Origin of the sequence: Erwinia sp. QL-Z3 (assembly GCF_004551645.1) — a bacterium.
GTDB lineage: Bacteria > Pseudomonadota > Gammaproteobacteria > Enterobacterales > Enterobacteriaceae > Erwinia > Erwinia billingiae.
Map to the genome: position 1 here is coordinate 291,765 of NZ_CP037950.1, position 22,555 is coordinate 314,319.

General features: G+C 54.4%; 20 protein-coding genes. 5 read left to right on the forward strand and 15 right to left on the reverse strand.

Annotation, left to right across the window (positions count from 1 at the left end; genetic code table 11):
• Positions 1-93 precede the first annotated feature (93 nt).
• On the forward strand, positions 94-1,080 hold the full coding sequence (locus tag E2F51_RS02065) for an aldo/keto reductase (protein ID WP_013203524.1): 987 nt from the start codon (positions 94-96) through the stop codon (positions 1,078-1,080).
• A gap of 103 nt (positions 1,081-1,183) precedes the next feature.
• Here E2F51_RS02065 and E2F51_RS02070 read toward each other — a convergent pair whose 3' ends face one another.
• From E2F51_RS02070 to E2F51_RS02100, 7 genes are all read right to left on the reverse strand, one after another.
• Positions 1,184-2,098: a nucleotidyl transferase AbiEii/AbiGii toxin family protein gene (locus E2F51_RS02070; protein WP_134822621.1), complete on the reverse strand. Its 915-nt coding sequence runs from the start codon at positions 2,096-2,098 to the stop codon at positions 1,184-1,186.
• Between the two features lie 6 nt (positions 2,099-2,104).
• Complete coding sequence (locus E2F51_RS02075; protein WP_013203526.1) at positions 2,105-2,878, reverse strand: type IV toxin-antitoxin system AbiEi family antitoxin; 774 nt, start codon at positions 2,876-2,878, stop codon at positions 2,105-2,107.
• A gap of 189 nt (positions 2,879-3,067) precedes the next feature.
• The gene (locus E2F51_RS02080) at positions 3,068-4,087 is read right to left on the reverse strand and encodes a fimbrial protein (protein ID WP_134822622.1); all 1,020 of its coding nucleotides are present in this window, start codon (positions 4,085-4,087) and stop codon (positions 3,068-3,070) included.
• Positions 4,088-6,547, reverse strand: a complete 2,460-nt coding sequence (locus tag E2F51_RS02085) for a fimbria/pilus outer membrane usher protein (RefSeq protein WP_167738375.1) — start codon at positions 6,545-6,547, stop codon at positions 4,088-4,090.
• A gap of 156 nt (positions 6,548-6,703) precedes the next feature.
• Positions 6,704-7,393, reverse strand: a complete 690-nt coding sequence (locus E2F51_RS02090) for a molecular chaperone (protein WP_134822624.1) — start codon at positions 7,391-7,393, stop codon at positions 6,704-6,706.
• A 61-nt stretch (positions 7,394-7,454) separates the two neighbouring features.
• The gene (locus E2F51_RS02095) at positions 7,455-8,006 is read right to left on the reverse strand and encodes a fimbrial protein (protein ID WP_134822625.1); all 552 of its coding nucleotides are present in this window, start codon (positions 8,004-8,006) and stop codon (positions 7,455-7,457) included.
• Between the two features lie 211 nt (positions 8,007-8,217).
• Positions 8,218-8,637, reverse strand: a complete 420-nt coding sequence (locus E2F51_RS02100; RefSeq protein ID WP_134822626.1) for a DUF4354 family protein — start codon at positions 8,635-8,637, stop codon at positions 8,218-8,220.
• Positions 8,638-9,745: 1,108 nt separating this feature from the next.
• On the opposite strand from E2F51_RS02100, the gene mutS reads away from it, so the two are divergent.
• From mutS to E2F51_RS02120, 4 genes are all read left to right on the forward strand, one after another.
• Positions 9,746-12,307, forward strand: a complete 2,562-nt coding sequence (gene mutS / locus E2F51_RS02105; RefSeq protein ID WP_134824792.1) for a DNA mismatch repair protein MutS — start codon at positions 9,746-9,748, stop codon at positions 12,305-12,307.
• Positions 12,308-12,635: 328 nt separating this feature from the next.
• Positions 12,636-14,078, forward strand: coding sequence for an amidase (locus E2F51_RS02110; RefSeq protein WP_245174166.1), 1,443 nt, complete (start codon positions 12,636-12,638; stop codon positions 14,076-14,078).
• 37 nt (positions 14,079-14,115) lie between these two features.
• Positions 14,116-15,417 (forward strand): cytosine permease, encoded by a 1,302-nt coding sequence (locus tag E2F51_RS02115; RefSeq protein ID WP_134822627.1) that lies wholly within the window; start codon positions 14,116-14,118, stop codon positions 15,415-15,417.
• A gap of 17 nt (positions 15,418-15,434) precedes the next feature.
• A complete protein-coding gene (locus E2F51_RS02120; protein WP_134822628.1) occupies positions 15,435-16,121 on the forward strand; it encodes a cysteine hydrolase family protein in 687 nt (228 codons plus the stop codon).
• 69 nt (positions 16,122-16,190) lie between these two features.
• Here the strand turns inward: E2F51_RS02120 and rpoS are convergent, their stop codons facing one another.
• The 8 genes from rpoS to ftsB all read right to left on the reverse strand — a co-directional run bounded on the left by rpoS (position 16,191) and on the right by ftsB (position 22,475).
• Positions 16,191-17,183, reverse strand: a complete 993-nt coding sequence (gene rpoS, locus E2F51_RS02125; protein ID WP_013203537.1) for an RNA polymerase sigma factor RpoS — start codon at positions 17,181-17,183, stop codon at positions 16,191-16,193.
• A gap of 54 nt (positions 17,184-17,237) precedes the next feature.
• Entirely contained in the window at positions 17,238-18,404 is a 1,167-nt protein-coding gene (gene nlpD / locus E2F51_RS02130) for a murein hydrolase activator NlpD (RefSeq protein ID WP_013203538.1), read from the reverse strand.
• Positions 18,405-18,547: 143 nt separating this feature from the next.
• Positions 18,548-19,174 (reverse strand): protein-L-isoaspartate(D-aspartate) O-methyltransferase, encoded by a 627-nt coding sequence (locus E2F51_RS02135; protein ID WP_013203539.1) that lies wholly within the window; start codon positions 19,172-19,174, stop codon positions 18,548-18,550.
• On the reverse strand, positions 19,168-19,929 hold the full coding sequence (surE, locus tag E2F51_RS02140; RefSeq protein WP_013203540.1) for a 5'/3'-nucleotidase SurE: 762 nt from the start codon (positions 19,927-19,929) through the stop codon (positions 19,168-19,170). Before surE ends, E2F51_RS02135 begins: the two co-directional genes overlap by 7 nt.
• Positions 19,910-20,956 carry a tRNA pseudouridine(13) synthase TruD gene (truD, locus tag E2F51_RS02145; RefSeq protein ID WP_105760058.1) on the reverse strand — a complete coding sequence of 349 codons (1,047 nt, stop codon included), beginning with the start codon at positions 20,954-20,956 and terminating at the stop codon, positions 19,910-19,912. Before truD ends, surE begins: the two co-directional genes overlap by 20 nt.
• Positions 20,956-21,435 carry a 2-C-methyl-D-erythritol 2,4-cyclodiphosphate synthase gene (gene ispF, locus E2F51_RS02150; protein WP_013203542.1) on the reverse strand — a complete coding sequence of 160 codons (480 nt, stop codon included), beginning with the start codon at positions 21,433-21,435 and terminating at the stop codon, positions 20,956-20,958. The genes truD and ispF overlap by 1 nt, the downstream gene beginning before the upstream one ends.
• Positions 21,435-22,145: a 2-C-methyl-D-erythritol 4-phosphate cytidylyltransferase gene (ispD, locus tag E2F51_RS02155; protein ID WP_134824794.1), complete on the reverse strand. Its 711-nt coding sequence runs from the start codon at positions 22,143-22,145 to the stop codon at positions 21,435-21,437. Before ispD ends, ispF begins: the two co-directional genes overlap by 1 nt.
• A 9-nt stretch (positions 22,146-22,154) precedes the next feature.
• Entirely contained in the window at positions 22,155-22,475 is a 321-nt protein-coding gene (gene ftsB / locus E2F51_RS02160) for a cell division protein FtsB (RefSeq protein WP_013203544.1), read from the reverse strand.
• Positions 22,476-22,555: the final 80 nt, after the last annotated feature.

Genomic DNA, 22,555 nt, shown 5'->3' on the forward strand with positions numbered 1-22,555 from the left:
CATGGCCCGTAAACGCTAAGCTCTGTTAAACGTTCCCTACTCAGTTTGAACAATCGGTGCGTAAGCTGTCGGCACCCTCAAAAGGAAGTTTTCATGAAGAACAGAATTCTTGGTAAAACGGGCCAGCGTGTTTCCGAAATCGGTTTTGGCGCCTGGGCCATCGGCGGCACCTGGGGTGAAGTCAGCATGGAAGATGCGAAAGGTGCATTGAATGCGGCGCTGGATGCCGGGATGACGTTTATCGACACCGCTGACGTTTACGGTGATGGCCGTTCCGAAAAAATCATCGCCGAGGTGCTAAATGAACGAGGAGGAGATCGCCCGTTCGTGGCGACCAAACTAGGGCGTCGCCTTTCACCGCATGTGGCATCCGGCTACAGCGAAAAAAATCTTAATGACTTTGTCGATCGTTCCCGAGATAACCTGCAAACCGAGACGCTGGATTTAGTCCAGCTGCACTGCCCTCCAACCGAGATCTATTACACCCCTGAAGTTTTCGCGGTGATGGATGAAATGATTAACTCCGGCAAAATTCGCAGCTACGGGGTTTCTGTCGAAAAAGTCGAAGAAGGCCTGAAGGCGCTTGAATACCCGAATGTGTCTTCCATCCAGCTGATTTACAACATTTTCAGGCAGCGCCCTGCCGAGCTTCTGCTTCATGAGGCCAAACGCCGGGATGTCGCTATCATTGCCCGCGTCCCGCTGGCGTCCGGCGTGCTGACAGGCAAAATGACCGCTGACACCGCGTTCGCAGCCGACGATCACCGCACCTTCAACCGTAATGGCGAGCAGTTTGATAAAGGGGAGACCTTTGCGGGCGTGCCTTACGATGTGGCACTGGATGCCGTGGAAGATATCCGTCGCTTGCTGCCGGGTGACACCAGCATGGCAACATTCGCGCTGCGTTGGATCCTGATGAATGAAAATGTCTCGGTGATCATTCCCGGCTCTAAAAATAAAGCCCAGTCAGAAACCAATGCGCAAGCAAGCGCTCTCGCCGACCTTTCTGACGACACTATGCTGGCGTTGAAAACCCTTTATCAAAACAAAATTGCCCCGTGGGTTCATCAGCGCTGGTAAGCAACTGACGCCTTCCTGAACGGAAGGCTTTCAATGCAGATGATTTTAAGCTGCAAGATTTCTCCTCAGCTGGAGCGGTCGGGCACCGATAGGTTCAATATGCTTAAAGATGCAAAACATGCCGGAGAAGAGACAAAGCTTCGGCATGTTTAGCCTTGTTCATGTTGGCGAGGTTATGCAGCTTCCAACGTACGGCGGGTAACTGGTCAACCCCGGGCAATCCAAGCAATTGCCAGTCCGGGGAGCCTTTTTTAAACGATATCAAAAAATCACGTTCAGCCCGGGAAAGAGACCTGTTTATACATTCGACAAGATCTTTTCGCACATCCTCAAGCTCGTTTAACGTAACATCTACTTCTGCCATATTTCTAAACTCACCTGCGTAAAGCCCGGATATCTCTTTAAAATGTGGCTGAAGTAATTCAGTAATCGGCCGGGGATGGCTGATGATATACACCAGCAAGGCTTTGCGTAGCGACTCTGTCACTCCCTCGTTATCCAGCAAGAACTTAACATCGAACAAATCTCTGGGATGCTGGCGGTCAAGCGCAGCGCAAATTTTGCCCGCATAAAGATCGGCGAAAGCGACTACGGACATTTCTGCAAAGCCGAACTCATCTTCAACGGCTTCACAGACAGGCTGGACATGTGGCTGATAGACGGTTCCCCTCAACACCGGTGAGAGTTCAATTTTGATCAGTATTCCTGCACGCTCAACCAACAGCCGCAAAGCATCATTTTTATCTTCATAGGACTTGCTCACCTTACACTCCGGCAGTGCACTTGTTGCCGCTTGCGCAATAGCGTCCAATGCTATTTTTATCTGCATTAACGATTCTTCACGCTCCAGCACAGGCAAAAACACCAAATCGATATCTACGGATAAGCGTGGAAGATTGCGTACAAACAGATTTATTGCGGTGCCGCCTTTCAATGCAAAACAATCATGTCTGGCGATGAAAGGGATCAGTTGAAGTAACAGCTGGACCTGCTTATGGTAAATGCTTTCCCTGTCCATATCGATTTACATCTCTCTGGGTACCGTTATCTGCCACGTCTTGTCCAGCCGCCCTCCCTTTGCGATTTCTCGCTTTCCCGTACCAAGCTCATACCGTTCTGGATCCAGATATTTAAGCCAGGCATGCTGGTGTCGGTTGGCCAACCACAGAAAAAGACGTTTCACCTTGATACTGGAACTTGCTTGCAGCAGCAGATCTAACTTACGCGGTGATAATGTTGTCAGGCCCTGCATAAGTTGATCGGCATGTTCAACGCTAATGCTTTTAGGTACGTCTGCCAGCAGTTCAAGAAAAGCTTTTTCAGGCCCGGAATAGCATAAGGTCGGCAGCGACTCCCGCCAGCTATCTTCACGAAAATACTTTGGGTTTTCTGTCACCGATGAAGGCCAGAGCCGTTGTACTCCACGCCATTCGAATTTGGCATCAATGTCAATTTTGTGTAACCAGGCAGGTAACGGGGACGCAGAGAACAGGTGAATGTGGGGTGTGCTTCCTCTGGCTTGATAATGCACCAAACCTTCTATCTCCAGTGCGCTAAATGCTCCGACACAGACCGGTTCGTCGCGCATGCGTTGAAGCGATGCAACGACGCCTTTCCAGTGCTGCGGCTTTTCTTCTCGTGCATAGACACCCGGCGTGAGTGGCAGTAGTGTCCTGCTCTTAACCGCATTATCAAGAAAATGAAGGTTAATTCCCTGAGCGAGCAGCCAGGATTTTGTCGCCACCATGCCAACGGGGAGCAAATTTTTAAGCTGTTGTCGTGCAATGAGATTGAGCATAACTCCCCAGGGGGTTTGAAGAAGCCAGAATTCACGTCGATTACTGCCGTAATCTATTATTTATTCAAACTTACTCTGCCTCGGGGTTTAAGTAAACCTCAATACACGGCAATAAACGCCGTAAAAACCAATATTATTAAACCAACCCTGTTCCTTTGCCTGCGCCCGCAGCGTCAGATTCAGAGCGAATCAATTATAATAAACATTAAATATCACCATCGAATCGGCGCTGCCAGGCGTGACGGTTTCGGCCGTCTGGTAGTACTTCGCTTCGAAATTCACCAGGTTATCCCCCTCGGCGATGGTGGCGACATTATCATTGAAGCCGGCGATTTCCTTGCCGTTCATCAACAGCTGAATGCCGACGCCGGTTGCTGAATTTTCATCGTTACTCAGCGCTATCACGCCCCGGTCTTGATTAGCAAAGCCATAGATCGGCGTGAAGTCAAAGTGGGCCTGGGTTGCTGCGCCCTTACACTCGGTGAGGCTCACGGCAAAAGGCACCTTAGGACCGGTGCTGCCTGCACGGGTAAAGCTGGCTGATGATAATGTCCCCATCTCGACGTCGGTTACGCTGCTAACCGTGCAGCCGCCCGCCGAAACGGTCATGACGCCCGAAAAGGTAAAGCTGTAGAGATGGCCGCGAGCAACGCGATCGGCATTGGCTTCATCAATGTAAGCCGTTTGCGAGAGTGCGTTGGTTTCACCGTATTTAAGATCCTTATTCGTTCTGACAACATATATTTTGTCGGTCAGCGTGGTTGAACCATTAGATAAAAGCCCCCGACGAACCGATGTGCCGGTGAAGGCTGTAGTCATACAGGACCATGTACCGGAAGCGGAATTGAAATTTGTCCAGACGATACCGAGTCCGGAATCGGATATGGCGGTCCCCTCATCAATCACCGGGCAGGTTAAGCCGTCTACCGACACCGTCATACCTGAACTGCTCCAGGCGGTTTGGCTGACCTCAGACACCTGCTGAAAGTTGCCCGTTAATTTGCAGGTGACATTCACGTTTTTAGTATCAACATGCAGGATATCGCCGGCCCTCGAACTTTCCGCAACCGCAACATCGCCAAGATTAAGAACATAAGAGTCGGTATCGGATGTGCAGTTCATGTCTTCTGCAGAAGCAGACTGGCACGTTAAAAGCGCGGCCATCAACGTTATCAGGCACAGTGTGATTTTCAGACTATTTAGCATCATTTAGTTTCCGTTAATTCCACGATCGGTGGTCGCATCACACGGCAAGTCAGCCACAATAATGCCGTTATTTTTGCTGCGCCCCTTCGCCGAGAATGGCACCGTACAGAGCTGTTCGCCCCCGGCCAGAGACACCCGCAACTGCGCTGTTTCAGGCACACCTGCCAGATAAACGCGCCCTTTTTCATCGGTAATCCCGCTGACGTCGTCCACGCGGACCACACTCGCCAGCGGCAGCGGCCGTCCATCCCTTGTCAGCGTCAGGAACATCCGCAGCCCAACTTTGGTTTCATATTCAGCCAGCACCAGCGATTCTCTCGATGGCGTTTTACGCTGGATTGACTGCTTCAGATCGACGTCATCTTCTAAGGTGGAGGTGTCCAGGCTGACCTCATTTTCACGATAGGGTGTCAGTGACGGGACGATGGCATACCCGCGCGAATCCGTTGACAGCCCGCTGCGGTTTTTGATTTTGATATCTTTGCCACCCGGTGCCCGCACCAGTGCCCAGGAACTGCCTTCCGATAACTCCCGGGAAAGCGTGACGCCGTACGGGTGGACGACAACCGAGCCGCGTACTCCCCAGTTAACGGATTCGCTTTCACCATAATAATTTGCATATCCCAACGAGGCGGTTGCCTTGCTCCCCTGCAGGCTGCCGGACAGCGCGGTACTGTTCTTCACCCGGCCATCGGATTGACTGCTGCGGGCCTGGGACATTGACCAGGAAAGGTTATTGCTTTCAAGTGAGGTCCCTGACAGCGTGGTCGACAGGCTGCCCGTTCCCCGGTTTGACTGTGACCAGTTATTGCTCATCCGCATGTTGCTGTCGGAGGTCGGCGACAACCATTTGCCGATTGGCAAGCTGACGTTAACGGAGGTGCTGTTGTCGGTGCGACCTGTGCGCCACAACCGGCTCTGGCTTTGGTTCAGGCTGACGGTGACGCCGGAAAAACTTTTACTCCAGCTGCCGGTGATGGAGCGATTACGTGAGTTAGCCCGGTTCCAGTATTCGGATTGATAGGCGCTGAGCGAGACCGATCCGGCCACGCCGGCATTCTGATTCAGGGTTATCTGTGACTTATTCTTCAGCGTGTAGCGCGAGGCCAGGCGGCTGTTGTTAAAATACTCACTCGCTTCATCAAATGCATAGTATCCGTCGGTGCCATAGCGATAACCGGCCAGGGTCATGGAGGTGCCGGTGGTGTCAAACCGTTTACTGTATTTGGCTTGCAGGGACTGCCCGGTTTTGGACGATCCGTCGCTGAAGGTGGTTTCTGCCTGGGTCAAATCCAGCGAAATCGCCCCAAACATTCCCAGACTCTGACCGACACCGAGCGTCCCGGCGCGATAATGTTCGGCCACCAGGCCGCCGCCATACACCGTCGTATTGTTCAGCACGCCATACAGCATTTCGCCCTGCACAAAACGCTGATTTACTGCGCTCTCGGCATTGTTATTGCGCGTGCCATATTCACCGGCGGTCACCGAGTATTTGACCATGCCACGACGGACCGAAATCGGTGGCGAGGCGAATGACTGCGTGTAGCTACGCAACGAACCGTCTTCTTCTTTCACCGTAATCTCAAGATCGCCGGACGAGGATGTCGGATAGAGATCGTTGATCACAAAGGCGCCTGGCGGCACAAAGGTCTGATACAGCAGGTTGCCGTTCTGGCGCACTTCAACCGTGGCATGAGAAAGCGCAATCCCGCGGATTTCCGGCGCATAGCCGCGCTGACTGTCCGCCAGCATTTCGTCCTGGGTGGCCAGCCAGGCCCCCCGGAAGCTGAAGCTGTCCATCACCAGACCGGGGGTAGCCGTTTCACCGGCGACAAAGCGGGCACGCAGCGGACGGATGTCACGCTCCACCGACGTTTGCAGACTGTTCCACTGGCTGATGTTGTTACTGGTACGGCTGTAGGTGCTGTAGTTTCTTAAACGCCAGGGTCCCAGGTTGATGCCACTGCGCACGTTCAGATACTGAGAACTTTGGTTCTGGCTTAGTGCCGACTGATTGCGGGTTTCTGAGCCGGAAGCACTGTAGGAAGCAAAAAACATCGGCAATCCGTCGTCCCACTGTTCAGGGGGGACATCGCCGCGCGCAGACTGATTTAGCGCGGCCTGCGGCAGAGTGATTTCCAGCACCCGCCGTTCAAAATCAAAAAGCGTATCGGCATCGGGGATCGCCGCCGCAAGATCGGAGAGCGTGGCTTCCGCAGGCAGAGAAACCATTGCCGGGAACGCAGCAACCTTGACGCCCAACTTCTGCAACAATGACGGCGTGAGCTCCGGGCATAAGCGGGTTCCGCAGACGATAAATTTCAGGGTGTATTCGCCCTGCTCTACCCGGTTAACGCTAACCTGCACCGTGTATTCACCTGGCATCTGAATTTCCGGCCGGGACAGGGTTTCAAGGTCAGTATCGGCTTTTTGCGCAGGCGTCAGTTTCAGTGCGTTCACGTTAAAATAAAGCTCCGCCCTGGCCGTTGATAACCCCATTAGCGAGACGATGACAAATAACAGTCCCGCTCCCCGATTTGCTGCCAGATGACTGACAACAAAACCTTGACCTGAATGCTCAGCATCACCACGCATCATTATCTCCAGAACATTGTCTTAGAAATTGACGGTGCGGGAAGGGGTTGTGCCGCCCCAGTCATTGATGGTGCTCCACGAAAAAGTCCGCAGAGCAGAGGCCGGCAGCGCGATCTCAAGGGATGATAAAGGTCGAAGGGTGCCCGGATTTTCAATCTTGCTGCCGTTAACCGTGACCTGAGTCAGGGTGACAACGTAAGGGGTCGGATTTTTGATGATGACGCGGCCAGACCCGGCTGATATCTGCAGTTTTTCTCCGGCGGCGGCCGCGCCACGGGCGGTTAATCCTTCCGGCCGGTAGATAAGTTTGATGATGTTCTGGGTGGCAATGGTCAGGCGCGTTGGATTTTGCTTTTTCTCCACCGCGGGGATTGTGCGGATGTTTAACAGAAACAGGCTTTCACGGTCTTTCGGCAACGCCGTTGGCAATCCGACATAGACAACCCGCACCGGACTTTCTCCACCGGCGGGGAGTTTAAAAAGCGGCGGCGTATTAATAAACGGAATATTATTAGTATCACGACTGTCGAAATTAGAGACCCAGTTCTGAACCAGCTGCGGCGCCTGACGGGGACCATTGCGCAAAGGAACACTGGCTTCTTTCTTACCAGCCTCATAAATCAGCCGTGTTGCACCAAGCGTTAATCCATCAGCCTGGCAAATTAAAGGCAGCAGCAAGGCTATTCCGAGAATAAGTTTAGTGTGTTTCATCGGGAATTGACTCCATATAAAGCGGAAGCATAATTAATTATGCCTCCACTCAATATTTATATTAGGTATTGGCGTAATCGATAACAAAGGTCACATTGGTATCAATCGTTCCGGTGTAATCTGAACTACCGGTATAATCCACCAGCCACGCTTTGAAATTAGCGACAGCCTGGGTTACGCCCGTTTTCAGTGAGTTAAATCCCGTATTTTTAGAGGAGACGCCGGGGGCATAGACAGTCGAAAGATTATCCGCGTCGCTGATACGTATCCCCAGTCCAGCAATATCAGTGGAGAAGAGCGACGTATAGCCCGTCGTGGCGACGGCCGCACCGTTAAAGGTGATAGAGGGGGAGGAGGCAACAGCACAGTCTTTCAGTTCGATACTGAACGGCGTGCCGCCGGTGGTACTGCCAGCCTTACCAAACGAAGTGCTACTGACGGTACCGAAGTTGACGGTTCCCGACGCGGTGGAGCTGCCAGCAATGCTACTGACCGTACAGGCCGCAGCAGAAATGACGCCTTTGAAATTGATTGTCCCGTCCGACGCCAGCGCGCTGGCCGAGAGGCCTAAAGACACCGCTATTACAGCGATTTTGGTACAAAGCTTACTCATGATTATTTCCTATGTTATCAATGTAAAATTTATTTCATTATCTTTCCCGGCAAAATAGGGAGGTATTAAAAACACTCCCTGTTAAAGTGATCACGGATTTCCCTGTCATCCCGATACAATTAAGCATTGGGAATCTCCGTTAATTAACTCTTTATAGAAAGTATGTGTTATCTCGCCGTCACTGCGCACACGGATAGATGAATAATATTATTTATCGAACATTAAGGTCTGAAACAACGTCAGGCATTGGGTCATTCTCGGTACTGTTACTTTCTATCCATTTCACAAATGGCAGCGTATAAATGGCTTCATTGTCGCTGAAGAAATAGACCGTCCCCGTTTTACTCTCACCCGGCGCAAACTCTTGTTGTAAATTCAGCTCAACGCCTCTGGCCACAATTTCTTTACCGGCACGGTTGAATAAAACAAAACAGCCCTTTGATAACGTCGCGGCACTGTCTAACGGGTTAAAGATACTGATCCGGTATGAAACCATATACTGCGCTTTATTATGATCCGTCATGCTGCCGACATCTTTATTCGTCGCGTAGATTGGGCCTGGCTGGAACAGCTGATTAGCATATGCCGGAGCCCCCACCATCAATAATGCCAACATCAGTATTTTTTTCATTTATGACTCTCGTGATGTTTTTCGCTTAACTTAAATAATTAGAAAAATGATATCAAGCATCTTTACGTGCATTGTTAAGGTGCTGACACTCATTTTAAGAGTGCGATAAAAACGTACAACTCATGAATATCCCATTCCTCTCATGAAAATCTCACGCACTTCTTAACCAACCACAAGTCATTGATAAAAAACACACGAATGTTGATCGCGAGCATTTACATAAATAATTACTCTGATGAAAATATTTTTCAACCTGCGTTATTTGAGCTGTGATAAGGTTTTTTCTTTAGCGTCAGGATTATCTAAGGTCGTGATTAGCGCTTTAACCACGCTTATAATCACGAAAAAATATACACCTGCGTTAAGCATTTACCCTACGCATCAGGAGTCTCCGATGAGAGGATTAGGTTAACTTTAAACGGGCTTTCCGATATTATTTCTTCCTTGTTTTTATTTAAATAACCCATAACAAATGCCAACATCAGAAAGATATACTTTATAAAATACCCTCTCTGCGGTCAATAGCGGCCTTTAACCAAATAAAAAAGAACTAATAGCGAGTCAGGCCAGTCTTAATTTCGTCTATAGTCTCCTATCATACTGGTCAGTAAGGAAATTCCCCTATTCCACACCCTCACATTAAAATACTTTTAACATTATTAGATTCAATACTTCAAAAATATTCCGGAAAATAACCACCGTTATATAGGTATGCATTGAGGCGTTTTGTTAAGGCAGATATAATTTATTAACAAATAAAATAAATATCGCACAAGTAATGTTAAAGCCATCACGACATATTTCGCATTTATTTTATTGCGAGCGTTGTCGGAAGCTGGAGTTTGCCGACTTGCCCTGCATAATGAATGTTTGGAAAATCGGGTCGATTGGATGGCTATTCACTTGAAGCAGAGCCAGCCGTTTTGCCTTCGCTGAGAAACCCGCTGAGCAGGGTACTCTTCACTGGATTACCTCTGTTTTTTTCGTCAAACTGACCGGCCAGGCTCCCTGCATCAGTAGAGCGACAAATTGACGAGTTTATGTGGATGTAAAGGCTGTGTTGAGGTCCACGTAAGTACTTGAAAGAATTGAAATGAGTAAAATGATTATGAAAGAGTCGATTGACAAGGATTTATCAGGCCATACGCCAATGATGCAGCAATATCTGCGTCTGAAGGCCGATCATCCGGAAATCCTGCTGTTTTACCGCATGGGGGATTTCTACGAACTGTTCTATGACGATGCGAAGCGCGCCTCGCAGCTGCTGGAAATCTCGCTGACTAAACGCGGGGCGTCAGCCGGTGAACCGATCCCGATGGCGGGCGTACCTTATCATGCGGTGGAGAACTACCTGGCGAAGCTGGTGCAGCTGGGCGAATCGGTGGCCATCTGCGAACAGATTGGCGATCCGGCGCTGAGCAAAGGCCCGGTGGAGCGCAAAGTGGTGCGCATCGTGACGCCGGGTACCATCAGCGATGAAGCGCTGTTGCAGGAGCGCCAGGATAATCTGCTGGCCGCCATCTGGCAGAGCCCGCGCGGCTTCGGCTTCGCCACGCTGGATATCAGCTCTGGCCGCTTCCGCCTGGCGGAGCCGACGGACCTGGAAACCATGGCCGCCGAGCTGACCCGCTCCAATCCTGCTGAACTGCTCTATTCCGAAGATTTCGCCGCCATGTCGCTGATTGAAAATCGCCGTGGTTTGCGTCGTCGCCCGTTGTGGGAGTTTGAAGTCGATACCGCGCGTCAGCAGTTGAATATGCAGTTTGGCACCCGCGACCTGAGCGGCTTTGGCGTCGAACAGGCTCACCATGCGCTGCGCGCTGCGGGCTGCCTGCTGCAATACGTCAAGGATACCCAGCGCACTTCCCTGCCCCATATCCGTTCTCTGACCATGGAGCGGCAGCAGGACGGCATCATTATGGATGCGGCAACGCGCCGTAATTTGGAGATCACCCAGAACCTGGCCGGCGGCATTGAAAACACCCTGGCGGCGGTGCTGGATAAAACCGTCACGCCGATGGGTAGCCGCATGCTGAAACGCTGGCTGCATATGCCGGTGCGGGAGATTAAAACCTTAGAGAACCGTCAGCAGAGCATTGGTGCACTGCAGGACTTTACCGCGGAGCTCTCGCCTCTGCTGCGTCAGGTCGGCGACCTGGAGCGTATTCTGGCGCGTCTGGCACTGCGCACCGCCCGCCCACGCGATCTGGCCCGGATGCGCCACGCCTTCCAGCAGCTGCCTCAGCTCGATGCGCTGCTGGCGGAAGTTGCCACGCCGCACCTGCAAACCTTGCGCACGCAAATGGGCCAGTTTGATGAGTTGCGCGATCTGCTGGAACGGGCGGTGATTGAGTCACCTCCGGTGCTGATCCGCGACGGTGGCGTGATAGCGCCCGGCTACCACGCCGAGTTGGATGAATGGCGTGCGCTGGCCGACGGCGCGACCGACTACCTTGATAAGCTGGAAATCCGTGAGCGGGAAAAACTGGGGCTGGATACGCTGAAGGTCGGCTTCAACGCCGTGCATGGCTATTATATTCAGGTCAGCCGTGGGCAGAGCCATCGGGTGCCGATCAACTATGTCCGTCGTCAGACGCTGAAAAACGTTGAACGCTATATCATTCCCGAGCTGAAAGAGTACGAAGACAAAGTTCTGACCTCGAAAGGCAAGGCGCTGGCGCTGGAAAAGGGCCTGTATGAGCAGCTGTTCGACCTGCTGCTGCCGCATCTGGAAGCCTTACAGCTCAGTGCCGCCGCACTGGCGGAACTGGACGTGCTGTCCAACCTCGCCGAACGAGCCTGGACGCTGAATTACAACTGCCCAACCCTGACCGACAAGCCCGGCATCAAGCTGACCGGCGCGCGTCATCCGGTGGTTGAGCAGGTGCTGAAAGAGCCGTTTATTGCTAACCCGTTATCACTCTCTCCGCAGCGCCGCATGCTGGTGATCACCGGTCCCAATATGGGCGGTAAAAGTACCTATATGCGTCAGGCGGCGCTGATCACGCTGCTGGCCTATATTGGCAGCTATGTCCCGGCGGAGAAGGCGGTAATTGGTCCAGTCGACCGCATCTTTACCCGTGTGGGTGCTGCGGATGACCTGGCATCCGGCCGTTCGACCTTTATGGTGGAGATGACCGAAACCGCCAATATCCTGCACAATGCGACCGAACACAGCCTGGTACTGATGGATGAGATTGGGCGCGGCACCTCAACCTATGATGGCCTGTCACTGGCCTGGGCCTGTGCGGAAAGCCTGGCGAACCGCATCAAGGCGATGACGCTGTTTGCTACCCACTACTTTGAACTGACCACCCTGCCCGAAAAAATGGAGGGCGTGGCCAACGTACACCTCGATGCCGTTGAGCATGGCGACACCATTGCCTTTATGCACAGCGTGCAGGAAGGTGCCGCGAGCAAAAGTTATGGCCTGGCCGTTGCCGCGCTGGCGGGCGTGCCGAAAGAGGTGATCAAGCGTGCCCGACAGAAACTGAAAGAGCTGGAAACCCTGTCCGGCAGCGCGGCCAGCAGCAAAGCCGATGGCCCGCAGTTGCCATTACTGGTTGAGGAAACCTCTCCCGCGGTGGAAGCGCTTGAAGCACTGGATGCGGATTCCCTTACGCCGCGTCAGGCGCTGGACTGGATCTATCGCCTGAAAACGATGCTCTAAGCGTCGTTGCTGAACGGCATACGGTCATCACGGGCCGCTGCCGTCTCAAACGCACAACTAAATGGTGGGCATGATGCCTGCCGTTTTTTTTGCACCACTTTACGGCCTGGCTGCACTCCCGCAGTGATTCTCCTTCTGTACTGAAGCGCCTCAGCGTTAATAACGCCAACCTCCCGCCCATCAAACCCTCACGAATACCGGCCTGTATACAAGATGTTAGACCCGCGTCTTACGCTTATTTTTAGTGCCATCACAAATCTGGCCTGCAATATGCATTGCTATCCTCCAGCTAGCAATCATCAGCTCTTCAGGGGCACAGGGGACACCGTTGAACCAACAGGATATCTTGAATCTTGACGCCATCACGCTGGCGGCACACATCCGCGACAAGTCACTTTCTCCGGTTGAGGTGGTGACCGCCTCGCTGGCTCGAATGGATCTTCTCGAGCCCGAGCTGCATGCCTTTTGTACGCCAACGCCCGATCTGGCGATGGCGCAGGCCAAAGCGATCGAACAGAAGATCCTGCGCGGCGAAAAGGTCGGCCCATTGGCTGGCGTGCCGGTGGCGATTAAAGATCTGATCAGCACCGCCGGGATCAAAACGGTGTCCGGCTCCTGGATCTACGAAAACTTTATCCCCGATGAAGACGACATCACCGTTGAACGCCTGAAGGCGGCCGGCGCCATCATCCTCGGCAAAACCAACGCGCCGGAGTTTGGCTACAGCGGCACCGGCCACAACCCGGTGTTTCCGACCACCCGCAATCCGTGGAATACCGATTTAACCCCTGGGGGCTCCAGTGCCGGTTCGGCAGCGGCGCTGGCGGCAAGAATGTGCCCGCTGGCGCTGGGGAGCGATGGCGGCGGTTCCGTGCGCATTCCCGCCGCCCACAGCGGCCTGTTTGGCATGAAAGCGTCGATGGGCCGCGTGCCGCTGTATCCCGGCTGCCGCGATGAACGCTATCCCGGACTCTCCAGCTGGGAATCGCTGGAGCATATTGGCCCGATGACCCGCACCGTGGCGGATGCCGCGTTGATGCTTTCGGTAATCGCCGGACCCGATCCCCGCGACCGCCACTCGATCCCCACCAGCGACATTGACTGGCTCAACGCCACCCAGGGCAGCCTGAAAGGGCTACGCATTGCCTTCAGCGCTGACTGGGGCTATGCCGCAGTCGACCCACAGGTCCGCGAGGTGGTGGCGAAAGCGGTCAGGGTCTTCGAGCGGGAGTTGGGCTGCATTGTGGTCGAGGCCCATCCCGGCTTCAGCGATCCGAAAGAGACCTTCGCTGCGCTGGTCGCTCAGGAAACCGATCTGACCGGCATGCGCAAACTGATGGAAAGCTATGGCGATCGCATGTCGCCCCATCTGGTGGCGATGCTGAACACCGACTGGACCGCCGAGATGTTCACCGATGCCAATATGAAGCGCAAAGAGGTGGTCAACAAAATGTGGCGCTTTATGCAGGGCTACGATTTGTTGCTGACCCCGACGCTGGCAACACCGCCCTTCCCAATCGATATCGAAAGCCCGGCGATGATAGATGGCCGTAGCGTGACGCCTGCCGAGTGGCTGGCCTTTGTCTTCCCGATCAACCTTACCGGACAACCGGCCGCCTCTGTGCCGGCTGGCTTTACCGCCGACGGGTTGCCGGTCGGTTTACAGATTGTCGGTCGTCACCTTGACGATGCGCTGGTGCTCCGTGCCAGTGCGGCATTTGAAAAAGTTTGCGGCTGGCAACATCGGTTACCGCCGATGCTGACCCGCTGATTAACGCCTACTGCTATTTACCGGGGATCACACCACTATGAGCCAGAAATTATCGCAGTCGCATGAGAGCACGTCAGGATTAGAGCAGGAGTTTGAAAACGCGGCCGTACCGCTTTCCCATCGCCATACCACCCGTTCGGTTTCTGCGGTGTGGTTTGGTTTCCCGATGATCCTGACCAATGCTGTTTTTGGCGGGATCATGGCGTACAACCTCGGCTTCTGGCATTCAATTATCGCCATTCTGGCCGGCAACCTGGTGCTGTTCGCCTATGTCGGTGCGCTCAGCTATCTGGCGGGCAATACCGGTCTGAACTTTGCCATGCAGGCCCGCAAGACCTTCGGCAGCCGTGGCTACATCATTACCTCGGCGTTTCTGTCGACCGTGGTGATTGGCTGGTACGCCTTCCAGACCGGGCTGACCGGCACCATCGTTAACGCTACCTTTGGCTGGAATACCTCGTGGGTGATTGTGCTGGCGACGGTGCTGTATACCGGCGTCACCTTCCTCGGCGTGCGTGCGCTGTCGGTGATTGGCATGATTGCTGCGCCGATGTTTGTCATCCTCGGCCTGGTGGCGCTGTACTTTGTTGCCCAGCATACCGACATCAGCCAGATCACCCGCTATAAAGGCTCCGCCAGCGGCATCAGCATGGGCATTGCGATGACCATGGTGATCGCCGGGTTTGCGGATTCGGGCACCATGACCGCCGACTTCACCCGATGGTCAAAGAACGGCAAATCGGCGGTGGTCGCCACCTTCTCCGCGTTCCCGCTGGCTAACGTTGTTTCGCTGCTTTCGGGCGTGGTGATTGTGTCTGCCGGTGCGGGCATCAATCCGGCACAAAACGGCGGCGATTTCCTGCATCTGCTTACCGGTCACAATCCGGTGCTGGACATGCTGGCGCTGCTGTTCGTCTTTATCAACCTCGGTTCGGTCTGCACCCACTGCCTGTACAACGGCGCGGTCGGTTATGGCCATCTGTTTAAAAGCAAAATGCGTCTGTGGACGGTGATCCTCGGCGTGATTGGCGGACTGCTGGCGGTGATTGGCGTGTGGAGCTATTTCCTGAACTGGCTGAGCCTGTTAGGTGTCGCCGTACCACCGATTGGCGCGGTGATGATTGTCGACCTGCTGTTTATGGGCCATATCGCCAGTTCGCGCCCGGAAACGACTTACCGCACCAGCGCGTTTGCCTGCTGGGCGTTCGGCACCGTCTGCGCCAGCATCGCGCACGTCTGGTTCCCGGATGCCGGTGAAGCCCTGATTGGCATGGTTGCCGGCGGGGTGGCTTACGGCATCGTGCAGTCACGATCGGCGAAAAAATGGGCCACGGCATAAGCCTGGGGAGAGTCAGCATGCAGGATTTTTATATTCAGGCCACACCTTATCACTGGCCGTATGACGGCCAGCTTTCGCCGCAAAACACCGCATTAGTGATTATTGATATGCAGACGGACTTCTGCGGAGCAGGCGGATATGTCGATAAGATGGGTTACGACATCGGCTTAACCCGCGCGCCGATAAAACCCATCAGCGCGCTGCTGGCGGTGATGCGGGCGCAGGGTTTTACCATTATTCATACCCGCGAGGGACACCGGCCCGATCTGGCCGATCTGCCGGCCAATAAGCGCTGGCGATCGCGGCAAAAAGGCGCCGGGATCGGCGATTCTGGCCCGTGCGGGAAAATACTGGTGCGCGGTGAGCCCGGCTGGGAAATCATTCCCGAACTGCAGCCGGCCGCGGGGGAAGTGGTGATCGACAAGCCGGGGAAAGGATCGTTTTACGCCACCGATCTGGAGCTGATCCTGCATACGCGCGGGATCCGAAATCTGCTGCTCACCGGCATCACCACCGACGTTTGCGTACATACTACGATGCGTGAAGCCAACGATCGCGGGTTTGAATGCTTACTGGTTGCCGATTGCTGTGCCGCAACCGATCCGGCAAATCATGCGGCGGCGCTTGAAATGGTGAAAATGCAGGGAGGGGTGTTCGGGGCGGTCGCCGGGTCCAGCGAGGTGCTGAAGGCGTTGAGTCAGTAAACGACAGGCAATAAAAAAGCGGTGGCTTTCGCCACCGCTTTTCGCATTAACATCGGTAAGTGCCCACGATTATTCGCGGAACAGGGCTTCGATACTCAGACCCTGAGCCTGCAGAATTTCACGCAGACGACGCAGACCTTCAACCTGAATCTGACGGACACGTTCACGGGTCAGACCAATTTCGCGACCCACATCTTCTAACGTGGCCGCTTCATAACCTAACAGGCCGAAACGACGCGCTAACACTTCACGCTGCTTGGCGTTCAGTTCGAACAGCCATTTGACGATGCTCTGCTTCATGTCATCGTCCTGGGTGGTATCTTCCGGACCGTTGTCTTTCTCGTCGGCCAGGATATCCAGCAGCGCTTTCTCAGAATCACCGCCTAGTGGCGTGTCGACTGATGTAATGCGTTCGTTGAGGCGCAGCATACGGCTGACATCTTCAACGGGTTTATCAAGCTGTTCGGCAATTTCTTCTGCACTCGGCTCATGATCTAACTTGTGGGTCAGTTCACGCGCGGTGCGGAGATAGACGTTCAGCTCTTTCACGATATGAATAGGCAAACGAATGGTACGGGTTTGGTTCATGATAGCCCGTTCAATCGTCTGGCGAATCCACCAGGTAGCGTAAGTAGAGAAGCGGAACCCTCTTTCAGGGTCAAATTTCTCTACCGCGCGGATTAACCCCAGGTTACCTTCTTCAATCAGATCCAGCAAAGCCAGACCACGATTGCTGTAACGGCGGGCAATCTTCACTACCAAACGCAGGTTGCTTTCGATCATGCGGCGACGAGACGGAACATCACCACGTAATGCGCGACGAGCGAAGAAAACTTCTTCTTCAGCCGTTAGCAGAGGAGAATAACCAATCTCTCCCAGATAAAGCTGCGTCGCGTCCAATACTCGTTGCGTAGCACCTTGTGACAACAGCTCATCTTCAGCTATTTCGTTATCAGCAGGTTCATTTCCGACGAGAGCCTTCTCATCAAAAACCTCAGCTCCGTTTTCGTCGAATTCCGCATCTTCATTTAGATCTTTAACTTTCAGCGTATTCTGGCTCATTTTCGGCTCCTACCCGTGATCCCAAAGCAAAGCACCAGTTGGTGTTCTGCCGGACTATCGCTGCGGTAAATAACGCAGCGGGTTTACGGATTTCCCCTTGTAACGAATTTCAAAATGCAATCTGACCGAACTCGTGCCGGTACTACCCATGGTGGCGATCTTTTGACCCGCTTTAACTTCTTGTTGTTCACGGACCAGCATAGTGTCGTTATGGGCGTATGCACTCAGGTAGTCATCATTATGTTTGATGATAATCAAGTTACCGTAACCGCGAAGGGCGTTACCGGCATACACAACGCGCCCTGAGGCGGTTGAAATGACGGGTTGTCCTCGCGAGCCCGCGATATCAATACCTTTATTGCCCCCTTCGGAAGCAGAGAAGTTATCGATGATCTTACCGTCGGTCGGCCAACGCCAGCTTCCCACAGGGGTGCTGCTGTTGGTTGTGCTACTGACGGTCGGAGCGGTAACCGGCGCTGTTGTCGTTGCAACAGTCGTTGTGCCGGATGATGGCAACATTTTGCCTTCACTTGGTTTACCTGAATCCTCAGAATACGTAATAACAGGCTGGTGTGCAACAGCCCCGCCCTGGTTTTGTGGCGCAGAAGGCTGGACAGCGACACCGCCCGCAGAGGCATCCGCTGCGGTCACCGCATTACCACCGGTTAAGGTTCCACCGGAGCCGTTACTAACCTGCAACTGCTGGCCCACATTGAGCGCATAAGGCGCGGCAACGTTATTTCGTTGGGCTAAATCACGGAAATCATTGCCGGTGATCCAGGCAATATAGAACAGCGTATCGCCCCTTTTCACCGTATAGGTCTGTCCGCCATAGCTACCTTTAGGAATATTCCCATAAGAACGGTTGTAGACAATATGGCCATTCTCGGTCACCACGTTCTCTTGTGGTGCAGCATTGCTGCTGGAAATGTTCTGTGGCGCGCTCACCACATTGGAGGAGTTGGCCGAAATAGAGGCCGGTGGCGCGGTGTAGCCGCCATTGCCGCTATTGGCGTTGCTGAGCACTCCGCTGTTGCTGTTACCGCTGCCGCTGCTGGCGTTGGAGCCACCGCTCAACATACCGCCAGAGCCGCCGCCACTGCCGACAGAACTGATAGGGGCTTGTGTGGAGTTATCGCTGGAACAGCCAGCTAACCAAAAACCAACAAGTGAAACGGCCGCAATCCGGCGCAACTTAAACATTGGGCTTCCCGTGCTCATTTATATCCCCCTGAAGGCAAAACTGTGACTACTGCCGCGACGCACTTGGCCCGCATACAGTAATAAAGAGTGAAATTAAGCAGATAGTAACAACATCACAGACCCGGTGCCATTTACAGATGTGTGCAATTGCTAACGATCCGTCAGGCTAAGTCGCCTTTTACCAGCGGCACAAAACGCACTGGCTCAACGATATCGACGATAAACTCACCGCCCTTACGGCGGATGCGCTTCAGTTCCTGATGCTCTTCACCCACCGGCAACACCAGGATCCCGCCTTCGTCCAACTGCGACATCAGCTCGACAGGAATTTCTGGCGGCGCGGCGGTGACGATGATGGCATCAAACGGCCCGCGAGACGGCCAGCCTTGCCAGCCATCGCCGTGCCGGGTAGAAACATTATGTAAATCAAGCTGTTTTAACCGTCGCTTGGCCTGCCACTGCAAGCCCTTAATCCGCTCGACGGAGTAAACGTGTTCGACCAGGTGTGCCAGGATCGCAGTCTGATAACCCGATCCGGTACCAATTTCTAACACGCGTGATTCTGGCGTCAGCTCAAGCAGCGCGGTCATTTTCGCCACCATATACGGCTGGGAAATGGTCTGGCCGGAGCCAATCGGCAACGCCATATTCTCCCACGCCTTGTGCTCAAACGCCTCGTCCACAAAACGCTCACGCGGTACATCTTCAATCGCTTTCAGCAACCGTTCATCGTCAATGCCCTGCTGGCGCAACTGTGCCAGTAGCGTATCAATGCGGCGACTCACCATTCGCGACTGACCTCAACGCTGGACAACCACGACGCCACCACATCCTGCGCGGCATGCGCGGTTAAATCGACGTGCAGCGCGGTGACGGAGACATAGCCCTGGTCAACTGCGGCAAAATCGGTATCCGGGCCTGCATCCAGCTTTTGTCCCGGCGGCCCAATCCAGTACATCATATTGCCGCGCGGATCCTGCTGCGGGATAACCTGATCGCTTGGATGGCGGCTACCACAACGGGTGACGCGAATGCCCTTGATCTCTGACAACGGTACATCCGGCACGTTGATGTTCAGAATGCGACCGGTGCGTAACGGTTCGCGCAGCAACGCACGCAGTATAGAACAGGTTACCGCCGCTGCCGTGTCGTAATGCTTATGCCCATCCAGCGACACCGCCAGCGCAGGCAGTCCAAGATGACGCCCTTCCATCGCCGCCGCTACCGTCCCGGAATAAATCACATCATCCCCGAGGTTCGGGCCGGCGTTGATGCCGGACACCACGATATCCGGCTTCGGCTGCATCAGCGAGTTCACACCCAGATAGACGCAGTCTGTTGGCGTGCCCATTTGCACCGCGATATCGCCGTTGGGATAGGTGAAGGTGCGTAACGGCGTTTCCAGTGACAGCGAATTGGAGGCGCCGCTGCGGTTGCGGTCAGGCGCCACCAGCTGCACCTCAGCAAACTCACGCAAGGCCGCAGCCAGCGTCTGAATGCCAGGCGCATGAATACCGTCATCGTTACTCAGCAATATTCGCATCATCACCTTCTTGTAGAAGAACTTCACGCACCAGTGTGGTGGCAAAACTGCCCGCAGGCAGCCAGAAAGTCAGCTCAACGGTCACGTCATCCTGCCAGTCCCAGCGCAGATCGCGCGGTTTCACCAGCACCGCACGACGGGCCGCATCGACTTTCTCACGCTCAAGCAGTGTAATCAATTCTGTCTCAGTCGCCAGGCTTCGTTGCTCAAAGTCCAGCGCATCGTGCAAGGTTCCCCAGGCGCCGCTGCCGGGAAGCGGTGCGGTCACGCGCAGTTCGTCGTTATCGACGCGCGCCTGCAACGTTTCCAGTTCCGCCTCTTCCGCCACGAACCAGCTGCCCCGTCCGGTCAGCTGGAGCGCATCGCCAGCCATCACGGTGGTCAGCGAGCCTTGCTGCGCTAACCGGTCGCTCGCCACCTGGTTGAACATCGCGCTACGGGCGGCAGAAAACAGGAAGCTGCGCTTGTTACGCTCCTTCACCCGGATCTCGTTGGCTGCCCAGCGGCGCGCCATCAGCAGGTTATTGCCATCATGACCAAAGCGCTGCACGCCAAAATAGTTTGGCACACCGGCGGCGGCAATCTGCTGCAAGCGCTGCTCAACCGCATCACGATCGGAAATCTGACGCAAAATAAGGGTAAAGGCATTGCCCTGCAACGCTCCCGTACGCAGTTTACGTCGATGACGGGCACTTTCCAGTACCTCGCAGCCTGGCAGCTGAAAAGCAGAAAAATCTGGCGTCTCTTTGCCGGGAATGCGCAGGCAAATCCACTGCTCGGTGACCGCATGGCGATCTTTCATGCCGGCAAAGCTGACGTCACGCGGGTGAATACCGGCAAACTTCGCCAGCGCTTCCGCGACAAATCGGGTGTTACAGCCGGTTTTGCGAATGCGCACCAGCACCTGCTCGCCATCGCCGTCCGGGCCATAGCCGAGGTCTTCGATGACGATAAAATCTTCCGGGTTGGCTTTCAGCACGCCGGTGGCCGTGGGCTTGCCGTGCAGCCAGCTCAGCTCATCGACCATTACGCGTCCGCCTTAAAGATCAGCGCAACCGCTTCACAGGCAATGCCTTCGCCACGACCGGTAAAGCCCAGCTTCTCGGTGGTGGTGGCTTTGACGTTAACGTCATCCATATGGATACCCAGATCTTCCGCGATGTTGATGCGCATCTGCGGCACATGAGGCAGCATTTTCGGCGCCTGTGCGATGATCGTGACGTCAACGTTGCCTAAGCGGTAGCCTTTTTTCTGGATCTGACGCCAGGCTTCGCGCAGCAGTTCGCGGCTGTCCGCGCCTTTATAGGCGGCGTCCGTGTCCGGGAACAGCTTGCCAATATCGCCCAGCGCGGCGGCACCCAGCAACGCATCGGTCAGCGCATGCAGCGCCACGTCACCGTCGGAATGTGCCAGTAACCCTTTTTCATAAGGAATTCGCACGCCGCCAATAATCAGCGGGCCTTCGCCGCCAAATGCGTGAACATCAAAACCGTGGCCGATACGCATTATGCGCTCTCCTTATTCTGTGATTGAGTCAGGTAAAACGTCGCCAGCGCCAAATCTTCCGGCCGCGTTACCTTAATGTTGTCACTGCGGCCGATCACCAGTTCAGGATGATAGCCACAATACTCCAGCGCCGATGCCTCGTCGGTGATCGTCGCCCCTTCCCTTAACGCCCGTTCAAGACAGGTGCGCAGCAGTTCCAGCGGGAACAGCTGCGGCGTCAGCGCATGCCATAAGGCTTCGCGATCGACAGTATGCGCTATCGCCTGTTTCCCCGCTTCGGCCCGCTTCATGGTGTCACGCACCGGGGCCGCAAGAATGCCGCCCACGCGACTGGTCGCGGTGATCGCCAGTAACCGCGTGAGGTCATCAAGATGCAGACAGGGACGCGCAGCGTCATGAACCAACACCCAGCGCGAGGCAGACGCCGCCTGCAGGCCTGCCAGCACGGAATCCGCACGCTCTTTGCCGCCGTTCACCACCGTGATACGCGGATCGCTGGCCATTGGCAGCGCAGGAAAGAAGGGGTCATCAGGACTGATGGCGACAATAATACGGCTGATGGCTGGATGCGCCAGCAAGCTGTTAAGCGCATGTTCCAGCAGCGTTTTGCCACCGATTGAAAGGTATTGTTTGGGGCACTCTGCCTGCATCCGGCTGCCGATCCCGGCAGCGGGAACCACAGCGATGATGTCCGGAAAGGACCCTGCGATGTTCATGAGTTATCGTTGCTGACTGTTAGAAGCACCCTGCTGCGCGTTTCGTTTATTTTGATCCGGCACAAGGCGATAGAAAGTCTCACCGGGTTTAATCATCCCCAGCTCGTTACGTGCGCGTTCCTCAATTGCTTCAGAACCGCCGTTAAGGTCGTCGATTTCTGCAAACAACTGATCGTTTCGCGCTTTTAGCTTCGCGTTGCCGCCTTGTTGCACCGCAACATCGTCTTTAACACGCGTAAAATCATGTATGCCGTTCTTGCCTAACCAGAGCGAATATTGTAACCAGCCCAGTAGCACAAGTAACAGCAGAGTAAGTTTTCCCATCCCCGCCCCCTGAAAACGGCTCAATCATCCCATAACTTTACATCCGACTCCACTTTCACAGTGATTTAACCGTCGATTGG